The 15731-nt window shown below is 74.9% G+C and carries 13 protein-coding genes; 8 read left to right on the forward strand and 5 right to left on the reverse strand.

Translation table 11 applies throughout. The annotated features are described in order from the left end of the window. The first annotated feature begins 29 nt into the window (after positions 1 to 29). Complete coding sequence (locus ACGFQ9_RS04270; RefSeq protein ID WP_393571032.1) at positions 30 to 1277, forward strand: aminotransferase class I/II-fold pyridoxal phosphate-dependent enzyme; 1248 nt, start codon at positions 30 to 32, stop codon at positions 1275 to 1277. Positions 1278 to 1359: 82 nt separating this feature from the next. Beyond that, positions 1360 to 2550 carry an MBL fold metallo-hydrolase gene (locus ACGFQ9_RS04275; protein ID WP_393571034.1) on the forward strand — a complete coding sequence of 397 codons (1191 nt, stop codon included), beginning with the start codon at positions 1360 to 1362 and terminating at the stop codon, positions 2548 to 2550. A gap of 7 nt (positions 2551 to 2557) precedes the next feature. On the opposite strand, the gene ACGFQ9_RS04280 is transcribed toward ACGFQ9_RS04275, so the two are convergent. The 3 genes from ACGFQ9_RS04280 to ACGFQ9_RS04290 form a co-directional block, all read right to left on the reverse strand. Continuing rightward, positions 2558 to 3340, reverse strand: a complete 783-nt coding sequence (locus ACGFQ9_RS04280; RefSeq protein WP_393571035.1) for a hypothetical protein — start codon at positions 3338 to 3340, stop codon at positions 2558 to 2560. Between the two features lie 82 nt (positions 3341 to 3422). Then, entirely contained in the window at positions 3423 to 4028 is a 606-nt protein-coding gene (locus ACGFQ9_RS04285) for an NAD(P)H oxidoreductase (protein ID WP_393571839.1), read from the reverse strand. A gap of 47 nt (positions 4029 to 4075) precedes the next feature. Continuing rightward, entirely contained in the window at positions 4076 to 5086 is a 1011-nt protein-coding gene (locus ACGFQ9_RS04290) for an NADP-dependent oxidoreductase (RefSeq protein WP_393571037.1), read from the reverse strand. Between the two features lie 223 nt (positions 5087 to 5309). Here ACGFQ9_RS04290 and ACGFQ9_RS04295 point away from each other — a divergent pair, with 223 nt between their 5' ends. From ACGFQ9_RS04295 to ACGFQ9_RS04310, 4 genes are all read left to right on the forward strand, one after another. Next, entirely contained in the window at positions 5310 to 8804 is a 3495-nt protein-coding gene (locus ACGFQ9_RS04295; protein WP_393571039.1) for a BTAD domain-containing putative transcriptional regulator, read from the forward strand. 109 nt (positions 8805 to 8913) lie between these two features. Beyond that, positions 8914 to 9609, forward strand: a complete 696-nt coding sequence (locus tag ACGFQ9_RS04300; RefSeq protein ID WP_393571041.1) for a VanZ family protein — start codon at positions 8914 to 8916, stop codon at positions 9607 to 9609. A 9-nt stretch (positions 9610 to 9618) separates the two neighbouring features. Next, a complete protein-coding gene (locus ACGFQ9_RS04305; RefSeq protein ID WP_393571042.1) occupies positions 9619 to 10314 on the forward strand; it encodes a response regulator transcription factor in 696 nt (231 codons plus the stop codon). Beyond that, complete coding sequence (locus ACGFQ9_RS04310) at positions 10307 to 11386, forward strand: sensor histidine kinase (RefSeq protein WP_393571044.1); 1080 nt, start codon at positions 10307 to 10309, stop codon at positions 11384 to 11386. Before ACGFQ9_RS04305 ends, ACGFQ9_RS04310 begins: the two co-directional genes overlap by 8 nt. Positions 11387 to 11421: 35 nt before the next feature. Here ACGFQ9_RS04310 and ACGFQ9_RS04315 read toward each other — a convergent pair whose 3' ends face one another. Both ACGFQ9_RS04315 and ACGFQ9_RS04320 read right to left on the reverse strand, forming a co-directional pair. Then, positions 11422 to 12045: a DedA family protein gene (locus tag ACGFQ9_RS04315; RefSeq protein ID WP_393571046.1), complete on the reverse strand. Its 624-nt coding sequence runs from the start codon at positions 12043 to 12045 to the stop codon at positions 11422 to 11424. 33 nt (positions 12046 to 12078) lie between these two features. Then, on the reverse strand, positions 12079 to 12855 hold the full coding sequence (locus ACGFQ9_RS04320) for an MBL fold metallo-hydrolase (RefSeq protein ID WP_393571048.1): 777 nt from the start codon (positions 12853 to 12855) through the stop codon (positions 12079 to 12081). A gap of 157 nt (positions 12856 to 13012) precedes the next feature. On the opposite strand from ACGFQ9_RS04320, the gene ACGFQ9_RS04325 reads away from it, so the two are divergent. Further along, entirely contained in the window at positions 13013 to 13417 is a 405-nt protein-coding gene (locus ACGFQ9_RS04325; protein WP_393571050.1) for a hypothetical protein, read from the forward strand. Positions 13418 to 13590: 173 nt separating this feature from the next. Then, positions 13591 to 15723 carry a phage holin family protein gene (locus ACGFQ9_RS04330; protein ID WP_393571052.1) on the forward strand — a complete coding sequence of 711 codons (2133 nt, stop codon included), beginning with the start codon at positions 13591 to 13593 and terminating at the stop codon, positions 15721 to 15723. Positions 15724 to 15731 lie beyond the last annotated feature (8 nt).

Below are 15731 nucleotides of genomic sequence, written 5' to 3' on the forward strand. Positions count from 1 at the left end.
AGGACGAGGAGACGGAGACGGTGGAGGGGATGCAGCGCACGGCGCCCGAGGGCCGCGGGCCGGTCCGCTACGGCCCGCCCGCACCCGAGCCGGGGCTGCCCGCCCTCCCAGAACTGCGGGCCGTGCTGGCCGCGGCCGCCGGTACCTCCGAAGCCGAGCCGCCCGGTGGCGGCCCGGCGGTCCGCGAGGCCGCCTGCCGCTACTGGGAACGGCGCGGCCTGCCCACCGCCCCGGACGAGGTCGCCGCCGGGCCGGGCGCGCCCGCGCTGCTGCTGGCCCTGCTCGGCGCGGCCGGGGGCGACGTGCTGCTGCCCCGGCCGTGTCCCGCCTGGTGGACCCCGCAGGTAAGGCTGCTCGGGCACCGCGCCCACCACGTCCCGACCCCCGCCGAGTGCGGCGGCGTACCGGATCCGTGGGCGCTCCTGGAGACCGTGCGGCGGGCCCGTGCCGAAGGCGGCGACCCGCGCCTGCTGCTGCTCAGCACGGCGGACGATCCCACCGGCACGGTGGCGCCGCCCGAACTGCTGCACGAGGCGTGCGAGGCCGCGCAGTCCGAGGGGCTGCTCGTGGTCTGCGACGAGACCTGGCGGGACACCCTGCACCGGCCGTCCGAGACGCTGCTGGTCAGCCCGGCCGAAATGGTCCCGGGGCAGGTCGCGGTGCTGGTGGACCTGGCCGGGTCGCTGCTGCCGGCCGGCTGGCCGGCGGCCGTGGCCCGGTTTCCCGGCGGCCCGCACGGCACCCGGCTGCGGGCCCGCACCCTGGATGTGCTGACCGCGACGGCGGCCGTGATCGCCGGACCGGTGGCCGCGGTCGCGGCGCACGCACTGGAGGAGCCGGAGGCGGTGGCCGTACGGGCCCGGGCGGAGGCGGCCCTGTACGGCGTGGTGGCGGCCGAGGCGCACCGGCGGCTGCTGGCCGCGGGCGCCCTCTCGAGGCCTCCGCAGGCCGGACGCCATCTGTATGCCGACCTGACCCCGCTGCGGGCGGGACTGGCCCGGCGCGGGGTGACCGACGCCATGGAGCTGGAGGACTGGCTCGGCACCCGCCTCGGCGGCTCGGCACCCGGCGGGCAGAGGTTCGCCGACGAACTGGGCGCACCCCGCTTCCGGCTGGCGACCGCACCCCTGCTCGGCGCCACGGAGGAGGAGCGGCTGGCCGCGCTGACGGCACGTGACCCGCTCGCCCTGCCGTACGTACGGCAGGCGCTGGAGACGCTCACGGAGGTGCTGGCCGAACTGGCGGACCCCTCGCACCTGGTCGACGCACAGCTGTGAGACCGCCGCCGGAGCCACCGTGCCGGCCGTAGCGCGGTGGTGTCGGCCCCCAGCCCCCTGTGACGTGAACGGAGCCACGCAGATGAGGGAACAGGCCGGCCGGCGCGACACCCTGAACCGTGCGGCGGTACGCCCGGCCACCCCCGACCAGGGACCGGACGAGCGGCCGGACGAGCGGCCGGACGAGCGGCCGGACCAGGGCCCCGCCACCTCGGGTGCCACCGCCGTCGGCGTCCCGGACGCCGCCCCGGACGCCGCCCCCGCGGCGGCGGCCCCGCGCCGGTCCGGGGTCCGCGGCCGTACGGCACCGCCGCGCGGGGTGGTACGGGCCCTGGCCGAAGTACGGATGTGGCCGAGGTCGTTCGCGGACCGGCTGACCTCCCCGCTGCCCGGCATGCGGGAGTTCGCGCGGCTCGCCCGCGAAGGGGCCCTCCGGCCGACCCCGGAGGGGCTCCACGGGATCCCCGACCTGCCGTACGAACCGGGGCCGCTGCCGGAGGCGGGCCCCGGCACGGTGGCCGTCACCTGGGCCGGGCACGCCAGCTGGGTGGTCCGGATCGGCGGCCTGACCGTTCTCACCGACCCGGTCTGGTCCCGGCGGATCCTCGGGACACCGGCCCGGATGACCCCGGTCGGCGTCCGCTGGGAGGACCTGCCACCGGTCGACGCCGTGGTGATCAGCCACAACCACTACGACCACCTGGACGCGCCCACGCTCAAGCGGCTGCCCCGGAACACGCCGCTCTTCGTGCCGGCCGGTCTCGCCCGCTGGTGCCGGCGCCGCGGATTCACCACGGTCACCGAACTGGACTGGTGGGAGGCGGTGGAACTGCGCGGTGTCCGCTTCGGTTTCGTCCCGGCCCACCACTGGTCGAGGCGCACCCTCCTCGACACCTGCCGGTCCCTGTGGGGCGGCTGGGTGCTCACGGACCGGGCGGGCGCCACGGTGTACTTCGCCGGGGACACCGGTTACGGGCACTGGTTCGGGGAGATCGGCCGACGGCACCCGGGGATCGACCTCGCGCTGATGCCGATCGGCGCGTACGCACCGCGCTGGTGGCTGCGGGACGTGCATGCGGACCCGGAAGAGGCCGTACGGGCCTGCCAGGACCTCGGCGCGCGGCGGATGGCACCGATGCACTGGGGGACCTTCGTGCTCTCCGCGGAGCCGGTCCTCGAGCCGCTGCTGCGGGTACGCGCGGCGTGGGCGGGGGCCGGACTGGACCGGGCGGACCTGTGGGACCTTCCGATCGGGGGCTCGGCGAGGCTGTGATGTCCGGTCAGGACGCCGACGCCTGCCGGTCGGACTTCCGCTCCACGTCGGTCACGTCGCTCTCGCTACCGGTGTTCGGGATCCCGAACGGTTCGACGGTCACCCCGTTGGCGGTGGAGGTGACCTCCAGGCCCAAGTAGCCCGCCATGAAACGCAGATCGACGCGAGTCCGGGGTGCGCCCGCATGATCCGGCATCCGGTGTATCCGCGCCGTCGGGTAGCCGAGGTCCGTCAGCTTCTTGTGCATCACGTCGTGGCCGGTCGTCTCCGTGTTCTTGAACGATTCCACGATGCGCTTCGCGTGCTCACGGCCCTCACACGTCTCGAGCTCGTCCAGCGGTACCTCCTTGACCTTCGCGGGGGTGGGGGCCGGCCCCGGTGGCGGCGGGGGAACGTCCGAGGGAAGGGGGACAGGTACCTCCACGCTGGTGTCCGGAGCACCCGGCGGGGTCTCGCCAGGCGCGTCCCGCGAGGGGTCCAAGCCTGCCAGACCGGGCATGTCCTCTGGTCTGAACGGCATTTCGGGGGAACCGAGTCGGAGCGTGTCCTCCGGATCGCAGATCTTCAAAGTGCGCATCTTCAGGTCGAGGAACCGCATCTCCTGCTGGTCACCGCTCAGTGGAGTGGCCGACGCGGGCGGTGCCGTGGGCGACGCCGCCACGGGCGACGCCGTCGCGGCACTGCCCGCGGGGACCTGGTCGGTGCCTGCGGTCCTGGTGCCGCAGGCGGAGAGGAGCAGGCTGCCGAGTACGGCTGCCAGCACGGGCTTCGGAAGGGATCTCGGTCTCATGCCCGAATCGTGCAGCGGGGGTGATCGCGGCCACATGAGTACGCGTACTCACCCCCTGTGCGCTCTTCAACTCCCCCGTCGGTCAGTGCCCTTCAGCGGTTCCGCAGAAGGTGTCCAGGATCCCGTCGGCGGTCTTGACGGCCGTCTCGCCGGCGGTCAGCGAGTCGTGGACGAAGCCGACGGACGCGTCCTCGATGCCGCAGTAGGCGGCGATGCCCGTCCGGAGGAGGCGCGAGACCGTCTCCTCCCAGCCCCGGGCGGCGAACGGTTCCGCGCCGTAGGCCGCCACGCCCAGCCACAGCAGCCGCTTGCCGCCGAGCCGGCTCGAACCGCTGCCGTCGCCGTAGGCGAAGCCGTGGTTCCACACCCGGTCGATCCAGCCCTTGAGGATGGCCGGGAGCCCGAACCACCAGACCGGGAAGACCACGACGACCGTGTCGGCGGCGTCGAGCCGCGCCATGTGGGCCCGGACCTCCGGGGAGTACGTCTTGCCCGGGTCGGCCCAGTCCGGTTCGTCGGCCGGGGTCATCCGCGGGTCGAAGTCCTCGGCGTGCAGGTCGAGTACGTCGACCTCGTGGCCGGCGGCGGCCAGCCGGTCCCGGGCCCGCCCGGCGAGGGCGGCGGTGAGGGAGTCCGGGCGGGGATGCGCCACGACCAGCAGGGCGCGCCGTGTCCGTGTCTGTGCCAGTGCCTGTGGGTGCGGCTGTGTCTGTGTCTGTGTCCGGACAGTCATAGTCACTCTCCGCCCAGTCGGACCAGCATCTTGCCGGTGTTGGCGCCGCGCAGCACGCCCAGCAGGGCCTCGGGCGCCTGCTCGATGCCGTCGACCACGGTCTCCCGGGTGTGCAGGCTGCCCTCGGCGAGCCAGCCCGCCGCCTTGCCGATCCACTCGGGGAACAGGTCGAAGTGGCTGGAGACGAGCATCCCGCGCAGCGTCACCTCCCGGGCGGCGGCCAGGAACAGGTTGTCTGGACCGGGGGCCGGGGTGGTGTCGTTGTAGCCGCTGACGGCACCCACCAGGGCGATCCGCCCCCCGTTGCGCATGGCGCCGATCGCCGCCCGGAGGTGGTCGCCGCCGACGGCGTCCAGGTAGACGTCGATCCCGTCCGGTGCGGCTTCGGCGAGCTGAGCGGGCAGGTCGCCCGCACGGTAGTCGACGGCGGCGTCGTAGCCGAAGGTGTCGAGCAGGGCACGGGTCTTGAGCGGACCGCCGGCCGAGCCGATGACCCGGGAGGCGCCCAGCCGGCGGGCGAGCTGGCCGGCGACGCTGCCGACGGCACCGGCGGCGGCCGAGACGAAGACCACGTCGCCCTCCCGGACCGGCGCGGTCCGGGTGAGCGCCGCGTAGGCGGTCAGGCCGGTGGTGCCGAGTGCGCCGAGGTAGGCCGGGGCCGGGGCGAGGGTGGTGTCCACGACGGTGGCGGCCGCCGCGTCCAGCACGGCGTACTCGCGCCAGCCGAGGAAGTGGGAGACGGTCGAGCCGACCGGGACCCCTGCGGCGCGGGAGGCGATCACCTCGCCGATCGCGCTGCCGTCCAGGGCGGTGCCGAGCGCGAACGGGGGGATGTAGGACGGTCCGTCGTTCATGCGGCCCCGCATGTAGGGGTCCACCGACATCCAGGTGTTGCGGACCACGATCTGTCCCTCGGCGGGCTCGGGGACCTCGGTGGTGGCCAGGGCGAAGTCCCCGGGGCCGGGCTCGCCCACGGGGCGGGCGGCGAGGCGGATCTCACGGGAGAGGGTCATGGCTGCGGTGCCTTTCGAAGCGGTCTGATCCGAACCGGACGAGAAGAACGATGCGGGGCACCGCGCACGGCTTCCTGACGGTCCGCGCACGGCGGCGCACGGCGGCGCACGGCGGTGCGCGGTGGCGGACGGCGGTGCGCGGTGGCCCGTGCGTCCGCGTGCGGCTGTCCGTTCCGTCCGCCGCGCCCGGTGGCGTACGAAGATCGCGGGTTACGGTGATCGCATGCGATTCGAGGTGCTGGGGCCGGTGACGGTGCGCACGGAGGACGGCCGTCCCGTCGCGGTGCCCGAGGCGAAGGTGCGGGCGCTCCTGGCCGACCTGCTGGTGCATGGCGGCCGGCCGGTCGCCGCGGACCGGCTCATCGACGACCTCTGGGGAGAGAACCTCCCCGGCAATCCCGGCAACACCCTGCAGACCAAGGTCTCCCACCTCCGGCGCGTGCTGGCGGCGGCCGAGGACGGCGGCCGCGCCCTGGTCGCCCACGGACCGGCCGGATACGCGCTGCGCGCCGGCGCGGAGGCGTTGGACGTGGAGCGGTTCGCGGGGCTGACGGACCGGGCGCGGGCCGAAACCGACGCACGGGAACGGGCCGCGCTGCTGGGTCGGGCGCTGGGACTGTGGCGCGGGGAGGCGTATGCCGACTTCCGCGACGCCGCCTTCGCGCAGGCGGAGATCGCCCGCCTGGAGGAACAACGGCTCACCGCCCACGAGGACTTGGCGGAGACCCGTCTGCAACTCGGGGAACACGCGGCTCTCGCGGACGAGTTGGGTGCCCTGGTCGTGGCACATCCGCTGCGCGGCCGGATCCGCGGGGCGCACATGCGCGCCCTGTATGGGGCGGGCCGCGCGAGCGAGGCACTGGAGTCCTACGCGGACCTGCGCCGACGGTACGCGGACGAACTGGGCCTGGACCCGGAGCCCGAACTGGCCGAGCTCCACGCGGCGATGCTCCGCCAGGACCCGGCGCTCCGCCGTGCGGCGCCGGACCCGTCCGAAGGCCGTGCGCCGGGTCGCTCGTCGGACGAGGCTCCGGACCGGGCTGCGGACCGGGCGGCGGGTCCGGCGGGAGACGGCGTCGGGGTGGCGCCGGAGTGGGCTGGGACCCGGCCCCGTACGAACCTGCCCGCGTCGGTGAGCACCCTGGTGGGCAGGCAAGAGGCCGTCGACGGGGTGTATGCCCTGCTGGACGCGGGGCGACTGGTCACGCTGACCGGACCGGGCGGCGTCGGCAAGACCCGCCTCGCGCTGGAAGCGGCCCAGCGGCTGCTGGCCGGCGGGGGATTCCCGGACGGGGTCTGGCTGGTGGAACTCGCGGGGACGAAGGGTGAGGTCGCCGAGACGGTGGCCGCGGCCCTGGGGATCCGCGAGGAGGGACCTGGCCAGAGCGGGCCGCCGGAGGCCGGCTTCGTGCACCCGGAGTCCGATCTCGCGCTCGCGGAGCCCGGCTCGGAGACAGCGGCGTACGCCGGCTCCACCGGCCCGGTCACGGCCACCCGCGGCGGCCCCCTGGGCGCCCCGCCCGGCAGGCCTGCGCCGGACACGCTCGCCGAGGTGCTCGCGGAGGCGCTCGCGGTCCGTCGTGCGCTCCTCGTCCTCGACAACTGCGAACACGTCCTCGACGCCGTCGCCCCGCTCGTCGGCCTGCTGCTGCGCCGGGCCCCCGGCCTGCGGGTCCTCGCCACCAGCCAGGAGCCCCTGGCCGTGGCCGGTGAGGTGCTGCACGCCGTGCCTCCCCTGGCCGGAGCCGAGGCGGTGGAGCTGTTCGCCGCCCGGGCCGCGGCAGCTGCCCCGGGCTTCACCGTCACCCCCGACAACCACGAAGCCGTCGCGCTGATCTGCCGGCGCCTCGACGGCATCCCGCTCGCCCTCGAACTCGCCGCCTCCCGGGTCCGTGCGCTCGGTGTGCACACGCTCGCCGACCGGCTCCACGACCGGTTCCGGCTGCTCAGCCAGGTCCGCCGGGACGCGCCGGCCCGCCAGCGCACCCTGCGCGCGGTGATCGACTGGAGCTGGGAGCTCCTTCCCGACGCGGAACGGGCCGTGCTGCGCCGACTGGCCGTGTTCTCCGGCGGGTTCACCCTGGAGTCCGCCGAAACGGTGTGCGCGGGCACAGCGGAAGACGGCAGCGGTGGCAGCCACGACAACGACGGCAGCGGCGGCTACGACGTGCCGGACCTGGTCGCCCGCCTGGTCGACCGCTCCCTGGTCGTCGCGGCGTACGAGGAAGGGACCGGCGGGGGCGGGGGCGGAGACGTCCGCTACCGGATGCTGGAATCGGTGATCGCGTACGGGCTGGAACGGCTCGACGAGGCCGGCGAGACACGGACCGTCCGCGACCGGCACGCCCGCCACCACATCGGGCTCGCCGAACGGGCCGCCGCCGGACTGCACGGACACGGCCAGCGCCGTTGGCTGGCCGTGCTCGACGCCGAGACGCCCAACCTGCGCGCCGCCCTGGACCATGTCACCGGCCCCGCCCGCGACCCGGAGTCCGGCCTCCGCCTGGGCAACGCGCTGACCTGGTACTGGTTCCTGCGCGGCCGGCTCGGCGAGGGCGTGCGCTCCCTCGACCGGGCACTGGAGGCCGCCGGCGCGGCCGACGCCCGCGCCGCGGACCCCGGCGCGCCGGGCCGTACGCCGGATTCCGGGGCGGCGGCGCGCACCGCGCGGGCCCACCGGGCCGCGTTCACCCTGCTCACCGGCGACGACTCACGGCTCGCGGAAGCCCACGACGACGCCGGTCCGCGGAGCCGCTGGCTGCTCGCCTACGCCCGCTGCGGCTTCGGCGAAGTGCCGGACGGGGACGCCCCGGACCGGCTGCCGGAGGAGTTCCGGCAGCTCGGCGACCGCTGGGGCGAGGCGGCCGCCGTCGGCATGCTCGGCACCCGGGCGATGTACCGCGGGGACCTGGACGGGCTGCGCCGCCACGCCGGGCACAGCGCCCGCCTGTTCGGTGAACTCGGCGACCAGTGGGGCCGGTTGCAGGCGTCCGAACTCCTGGGCGTGCTCGCCGAGATCGCCGGGGACTACGAGGCGGCCGCCCGCCTGCACGGCGAGGGGGTGAGCGGTGCGCAGGAGCTGGAGATGTGGACGCACGCCTCCTTCCGGCTGGCCCGGCAGGGCCGGATCGCGCTGCTCACCGGGGACGACGCGGCGGCCACGGAGTTCCACGAGCGGGCCCGGCGGCTGGCCGTGGAGCAGTCGCACCGGTCGGCCGAGCAGTTCGCGGAGACGGGACTGGCCCTCGGTGCCCGGCGGCGCGGCGATCTGGACACGGCCGAGGCCCTCCTCAGGCCGTGGCTGGCCTGGAACCGGCGGATGCGGGTCGACACCGGAACCGCTCTGGTGCTGGCACAGCTCGGGTACGTCGCCGAGCAGCGCGGAGACGCGGAACGGGCGGAGGCGCTGCACCGCCAAGGCCTCGCGGCGGCCCGCCGCACGGGCGACCCGCGCGCGCTGGCCCTGGCGTACGAGGGGCTGGCCGGCGCCCGGTCGGCCGGCGGCCGGCACGAGGACGCGGCGCGGCTGCTCGGGGCCGCGGCGGCCCTCCGCGAATCGGTCGGCATGCCGCTCCCGGCAGCGGAACGGGCGGACGCCGACCGCGCCGCCGCCCGAGCCCGAGCCGCCCTCGACGAGCCCGCCTACGCCGCTGCCTTCGCCCGGGGCCGCGGCCCGACCCCCCACCTCGACCTGCCGGACCTGCCGGACCTTGCCTGACCGAACCTCACGTCACCTGCCGCAGCCGGGACACCGGGGAGCCCGTGTATCGCGGGCGTATCGAAAATCGCATACGCCACCGCAACGGCACGCCGTCTTTCATGGGGGCATGAACCACGACGCACCCCTGTCACCACCGTCCCGCCGCACACGCGGGGCCGTGCTCCTCGCCCTGTCGGTCCTCGGCGTGTCGGGCGCGTTGTCCGTCGTGCGCGGGCCGCTGATGATGGCCGCTCCGCGGTGCGTGGCAGGGCGGTGGCACGGGTGCTTCGACACGTTCAACGGCGTGGTGCTCATGACGCTGGTCACGATGCCGTTGAGCCTGCTGGTGGTGTGGGCACTGGCGTGGCGCCGGCGTACCGCCGGTGTCGCGTCGGCGCGGCGCCTGTCGCTGGCCGAGGTGGGCATGGTCCACGGGACGGTGCCGTGGGTGTGGATGACCATGATGCCGGGTTCCGGGGCCGGCATCGTCCCGGGCCGGGTGAGCCTGGTGCCGCTGCGGGACCTGGTCACGATGGGGCCGCTCGGGATCGGCGGCAACCTGCTGGTCTTCGCGTCGCTGGGGTTCTTCGCCCCGATCCGGTGGGCGGCACTGGCGTCCGTGCCGCGGGTCCTGGCGCTCGGCGCCGGCTGCTCGGTCCTGGTCGAGACCGCCCAGTACGTCTTCCGGCTGGACCGGGTGTCGTCCGTGGACGACGTCCTGGTCAACGCCACCGGCGCCGCTCTCGCCGCGCTGGCGTCGCGCCGCTGGTGGCGCACCACGGCGGAAGCCGCGCACACGTCGGCGGCGGATCGGGTTGCCTAGGCTTCGCACATGCGCGTACTGATCGTGGAGGACGAGCCCTACCTGGCCGAAGCCGTCCGGGACGGCCTGCGGCTGGAAGCGATCGCCGCCGACATCGCCGGCGACGGCGACACCGCCCTGGAACTGCTCAGCGTCAACTCCTACGACCTCGCGGTCCTCGACCGCGACATCCCCGGCCCCTCCGGCGACGAGGTCGCCCGGCGCATCGTCGCCTCCGGCAGCGGCATCCCGATCCTCATGCTCACCGCCGCCGACCGGATCGACGACAAGGCGTCCGGGTTCGCGCTCGGTGCCGACGACTACCTCACCAAGCCGTTCGAGCTGCGGGAGCTCGTCCTGAGGCTGCGGGCCCTCGACCGCAGGCGCGCGTACGCCCGGCCCCCGGTCCGCGAGATCGCGGGCCTGCGCCTCGACCCGTTCCGCCGGGAGGTCTTCCGCGACGGGCGGTACGTGGCGCTCACGCGCAAGCAGTTCGCCGTGCTCGAGGTACTCGTCGCCGCCGAAGGCGGGGTCGTCAGCACCGAAGAGCTGCTCGAAGGGGCCTGGGACGGGAACGCCGACCCCTTCACCAACGCCGTCCGCATCACCGTCTCCGCATTGCGCAAGAGGCTCGGCGAACCGTGGATCATCGCCACGATGCCGGGCGTGGGCTACCGCATCGACGCCGGTCCCGGCACCGCCGACCCCGGTGGCACCCATGACTAGACGTCCCGGGCTCAGCGTCCGGCTGAAGCTCACCCTCAGCTACGCCGGGTTCCTCGCCGTCGCCGGTGCTCTCCTGCTGGCAGTGGTGTGGGGTTTCCTGCTGCGCTACGTACCCGACAACGAGCAGGGGCTGCTCGGCGTCTCGCCCAACCGCTACCTCCTCGTCCGCACCTTCTTCCCCGCCGCGGCCGTGGCGATGGCCTTCCTGCTCCTGTTCGGCCTCGTCGGAGGATGGGTCCTGGCCGGCCGGATGCTCGCACCGCTCACCCGGATCACGGCGGCGGCGAGGACCGCCGGGAGCGGATCGCTGTCCCACCGGATCCGGATGGAAGGCCGCCGGGACGAGTTCCGTGAACTCGCCGACACGTTCGACACCATGCTCGAACAGATCGAGTCGCACGTCACCGAGCAGCAGCGGTTCGCCGCGAATGCCTCCCACGAACTGCGCACCCCCCTGGCCATCTCACAGACGCTGCTCGACGTCGCCCGCAGGGACCCCACACGGGACCGGGAGGAGCTCCTCGTACGCCTCCAGGCCGTCAACACGCGCGCGATCGACCTCACCGAGGCCCTCCTGCTGCTCAGCCGCAGCGACCGGGGGACCTTCACCCGCGAGGACGTCGACCTGTCCCTCGTCGCCGAAGAGGCCGCCGAGACCCTGCTCCCGCTCGCCGAACAGCGCGGGACCACGCTCGACGTCACCGGCGGAGCGGCACGGACCCGGGGCTCCGCGGAGCTCCTGCTGCGCATGGTGACGAACCTCGTCCAGAACGCGATCGTCCACAACCTCCCCGCCGGGGGGACCGTCACCGTCCACACCGAGGAGCAGGGCGGCACGAGCGTCGTACGGGTCGAGAACACGGGCCGTCCGGTGCCACCGGAACTGGTCCCGACCCTCACCGAACCCTTCCGGCGCGGGACGGAACGCGTACGCACCGGCGAGCACGCCGGCGTCGGCCTGGGCCTCGCCATCGTGAACGGCATCGTCCGCGCCCACGACGGAACCCTCGACCTCGAACCCCGCCCCGCCGGCGGTCTCCTCGTCACCGTCCGGCTTCCCGGAACCCCGTAGGCGCCCTCCCCGGGCGGTGCCGGCGCAGCCCCCGCCTACCGTCGGATCCGCCGCCAGAGCGCCGGCGTACCGCTGATCACCAGGGTCAGGGCGATCGCCGCCGCCACCCCCTGCCAGGGCTCCGGGAACAGCGACCCGCCCAGGATGCCGATCAGCCCGTACGCCGCCGCCCAGGCCAGGCACGCCGGGGCGTTGCCCCGTACGAAGCGCCGCAGGGGCAGCTCCGCCAGCAGGCACGCCAGCATCACCGGGATCCGTCCGGCCGGCACCAGCCGGGACAGCACCAGGACCGTCACCCCGCGTTCGTCCAGCTGCCGCTGCGCCTGCGTCAGCCGTTCCGGCGTGGCCCGCCCGCGCAGCGTCGACAGCCAGCGCGAGCCGTTCCGGGAGCGCACGCCCCGCTGTCCCAGCCAGTACAGCGTCGTGTCGCCGACGAACGCGGCCACCGCCGCCACGGCGAACACCAGCAGCAGCGCGACCGGGGGCAGCGACTGGTGCAACGCCACCACGGCCGCCGAACTCACCAGCGCCCCGGTCGGGATCACCGGGACCAGTGCCCCCAGCGCCACCAGCAGGAAGAGCGCCGGATAGCCGACCGCCTGCCGGGTGGACTCGGGCGGCACCTGCTGTACCTGCTCCACCGCTTCGTGAAGGATCATCACCTGGTCATCACCTGGGTCATCACCTGGTCATCACGGCACGCTCACCCGCTCCCCGTGCCCCGGCAGCCGCACCGCCACCTTCGGCGCGAGCCGGGCCGCGTGCCGGACGAACTCCTCGCCCGGAGCGTGGAACTCGTGCGGGCGCACCGCGTCCATCCCGATGGGCCAGTACGTGCCGTAGTGCACCGGCACCGCGGCCGCCGGCGCCAGCGCGGCCAGCGCGTCCGCCGCCCGCGCCGCGTCCAGGTGTCCCGGTCCCAGGTACGGGCCCCAGCCGCCCACCGGCAGCAGCGCCACGTCCACCGGGCCGACCTCCTCCGCCATGGCCGGGAACAGCCCGGTGTCCCCGGCGAAGTACGTGTCCGCCGCGCCGTGGACGACGTACCCCAGCGCCGGCGACAGGTGCGGGCCGAACGGCAGCCGCCGTCCGTCGTGCCGCGCGCTGACCGCCCGTACCCGGACGCCTCCCCGTACGCAGACCTCCTGTCCCGGCACCACCTCGGTCACCGCCAGCTCCCGCCGCCCCGCGATCCGGGCCAGCCCCGGCACCGCCCGGCGCGCTCCGTGCGGCACCAGCAGCCGGGTGCCCGGAGCCAGCCGGGCCAGCGAGGGGAGGTGCATGTGGTCGGCGTGCAGATGGGACACGAGGACGACGTCGGCCTCGGCGGCCTCCGGGGGCGGCACGGCTCCGCGGCGGCGGCGCAGATGGGCCAGCCGGCCGGCGAACAGCGGGTCGGTCAGCAGCCGTACCCCGGAATCCTCGACCGTACACGTGGCATGACCCCACCAGGTGATGTCGACCGGCACGCGGCCCCTCCCTCCGGCGGACGGGAACTCTCCCCACCGAGCCTAGGGCAGTGCGGACGATCTGCGGGCACGACATATGAGAGGCCCGTATGACATAAGACGTAGTGGCTGATCACCCCCTCCTCGCGGAAGGCCGATCAGAGTAGGGTCGGGCGGCATGGATGAGCTGCGGGTGGCCGCGATCGCCAGTCTGGTCCCGCTCGAACAACTGGACGCCGATCCGTTCGTGGTCGACACCCGGAGCCAGCAGGCCATGTGCGCCCGCTGGGCCGCCGACCAGGGCTACGTCGTCACGAGGCAGTTGCTCTTCTACGGCATGCGCACCGACCACTGCGCCCTGTGGACCGACGTCGACGCGGGCCAGGTCGACCTCTTCGTCGCTCCCAACCAGCGGGTGCTGCGGCGGGCCCTGAGGTCCGTCGAGGAGTTCACCGCCGAGTGCGAGCGGCGCGGGGTCCGCCTGGAGACCGCCGGCCTGGACGAGCCCTGCTACACCTCCGCGATGAAGGCCGAGGTCCACCGCAGGCTGTCGATGCCCACCGCCGGCTACGACGGCACCTGAGCCCCTGCCCGGGCTCCGCTCCGTGCGCGCCCGGCCCCGCTCGTGCTCCGCTCGCGCCCTGTTCGAACCCCGTCCGCCCCCTCCGTGTCGGCCGGTCCGTCCGGCCGCCCTGTGCGAGGCTGGGAAAGGGGCCCGCGGACGGGGCGCGGGCCGGGACGTGAGGCGGGTGCGGCGTGCTCCACGGGCGTTGGCGGACCACGAGCCGCGCGGTGCTGCGGGTCCTGGTGGTCTGGGCGGTGTCGACCCTCACCATGCTGGTGCTGGCGGGCGCCCTGCCCGACTTCAGGCTGCAGTCCGACGACGGGGACAGCCTCACCGAGATCGCCCTCACCGCGGCCTGGGCCGCCGGGGCCTTCGGTGTGCTCACCGCCCTGGTGTGGCCGCTGATCGTGCGCGCCCTGCTGCTCGTCCCGGCCCTGGTCCTCGGCCTGTTGGTGTTCTTCCTCAACGGCTCGCTGCTGCTGATCGCCCTCGACCTGATCCCCGACGGGCGCGGCGAGGCCGCCCCGGAGACCGCCGTCGTGGTGGCCGCCGTGATGTCGGCGGTCGCCTCCGCCACCTCCACCGCCCTCGCGGTCCGCGACGACGAGGCGTACCGCAGGAGGCTCTACCGGCTGGCCGACCGCCGCCGGCGCCGCCGCGGCAGGGACCGGCCCGGCGCGACCGGCCGGGCCACCCCCGGCCTGGTCTTCCTCCAGCTGGACGGTGTCGGGTACGAGGTGCTCCGGCACGCCGCCGCCGACGGGCTGATGCCGACGGTCGCCGGCTGGCTGGGCGGCAGCCACCGGGTCACCGCCTGGCGCACCGACTGGTCCAGCCAGACCGGCGCCAGCCAGCTGGGCCTGCTCCACGGCTCCAACTTCGACGTGCCCGCCTTCCGCTGGTACGAGAAGGACACCGGTGCGGTGATGGTCTGCAACCGGCCCACCAGCGCCGCCGAACTGCAGCGGCGTGCCGTCGAGCGGACCGGGCACGGCGGACTGCTGACCCCGGACGGGGCCAGCCGGGGCAACCTGTTCGGCGGCGGCGCGCACCAGCTGGCGCTCGTCCTGTCGGTCGCGGCCCGGCGCGGCCGGGCCAACCGGTCCAGGGCCGGCTACTTCGCGTACTTCTCCGACCCGGCCAACGCCGTCCGCACCGCCGTGTCCTTCGTGGCCGAGGTGTTCCGCGAGATCGGGCAGTCACTGCGCGCCCGCTGGTCCGCCGACGGCGGTCCGCGGGTGGCGCGCGGCGGGCTGTACCCCTTCGTCCGGGCCTTCGCCACCGTGGTGGAGCGGGACGTGGTGGTGGCCGCGGTGATCGGCGACATGCTGGCCGGACGCACCGCCGTCTACGCCGACCTGGTCGCCTACGACGAGGTCGCGCACCACTCCGGGCCGCGCGGCCGGGACACCGACCGGGTGCTGGCCCGGCTCGACCGGAGCCTGTCGCTGATCGCCCGGGTCGCCGAGCACGCGCCCCGCGACTACCGGATCGTGCTGCTGTCCGACCACGGGCAGAGCCCGGGGGAGACCTTCCTCGGCCGCTACGGCCTGACCCTCAAGGACCTGGTGCGGGCGGGCTGCGGGCTGCCGGTGTCCCGCCGGGCGGGCCGCACCCGCAGCGGCGCCGAGGCGCGGACGGCGGTCCGGGCGGCCCTGCACCGGCCCGTGGAGGAGGAACCGGAGGAGGTGCGCGACCGGGGCGAACGGGTCTTTGACCCGGTGGTGCTGGCCTCCGGGAACCTCGGCCTGGTCTCCTTCCCCGACCTGCCCGGCCGGGCCACCCGGGAGGAGATCGACCGGGCCCACCCCGCCCTGCTGGCCACCCTGGCCAACCACCCGGGCATCGGGTTCCTGCTGGTCGACGGAGTGGTGCTGGGGCCGGACGGGGCGGAGGCCAGGCTGGACGAGCCCGGCCGGGCGGAGGCGCTGCTCACCGCGTACGGGCCCGGCGCGGCGGACGCGGTGCGGCGCACCGACACCTTCCCGCACGCCGCCGACATCATGGTCAACTCGATGTACGACCCGGCCACCGGCGAGGTGCACGCCTTCGAGGAGCAGATCGGCTCGCACGGCGGCCTCGGCGGCGAGCAGACGCATCCCTTCCTGATGTGGCCCACGGTGCTGCGGCCGCCTCCCGCGGACCTGGTGGGCGCGGAGCAGGTACACGAGGTGCTGCGCGGCTGGCTGCGCACGGACCCGGCGGGCCGGGCGCATTCCCGGCCGGAGGCGGGCCGGGCAGGGCCGGAGGATCACCGGCCGAAGGCCGGTCAGGAGGGAATCCTTCCTTCCGTCCCCGCCCTCGCGCCGGACGAAAATCGCTGATTTGGCGC

It is taken from the genome of Streptomyces sp. NPDC048603 (assembly GCF_043199475.1).
Taxonomy (GTDB): Bacteria; Actinomycetota; Actinomycetes; order Streptomycetales; family Streptomycetaceae; genus Streptomyces.

Coding starts and splice junctions, on each gene's coding strand:
- ACGFQ9_RS04270 (WP_393571032.1), top strand. CDS start 30: ATGCAGCGCACGGCGCCCGAGGGCCGCGGGCCGGTCCGCTACGGCCCG.
- ACGFQ9_RS04275 (WP_393571034.1), top strand. CDS start 1,360: ATGAGGGAACAGGCCGGCCGGCGCGACACCCTGAACCGTGCGGCGGTA.
- ACGFQ9_RS04280 (WP_393571035.1), bottom strand. CDS start 3,340: ATGAGACCGAGATCCCTTCCGAAGCCCGTGCTGGCAGCCGTACTCGGC.
- ACGFQ9_RS04290 (WP_393571037.1), bottom strand. CDS start 5,086: ATGACCCTCTCCCGTGAGATCCGCCTCGCCGCCCGCCCCGTGGGCGAG.
- ACGFQ9_RS04295 (WP_393571039.1), top strand. CDS start 5,310: ATGCGATTCGAGGTGCTGGGGCCGGTGACGGTGCGCACGGAGGACGGC.
- ACGFQ9_RS04300 (WP_393571041.1), top strand. CDS start 8,914: ATGAACCACGACGCACCCCTGTCACCACCGTCCCGCCGCACACGCGGG.
- ACGFQ9_RS04305 (WP_393571042.1), top strand. CDS start 9,619: ATGCGCGTACTGATCGTGGAGGACGAGCCCTACCTGGCCGAAGCCGTC.
- ACGFQ9_RS04310 (WP_393571044.1), top strand. CDS start 10,307: ATGACTAGACGTCCCGGGCTCAGCGTCCGGCTGAAGCTCACCCTCAGC.
- ACGFQ9_RS04315 (WP_393571046.1), bottom strand. CDS start 12,045: ATGATCCTTCACGAAGCGGTGGAGCAGGTACAGCAGGTGCCGCCCGAG.
- ACGFQ9_RS04325 (WP_393571050.1), top strand. CDS start 13,013: ATGGATGAGCTGCGGGTGGCCGCGATCGCCAGTCTGGTCCCGCTCGAA.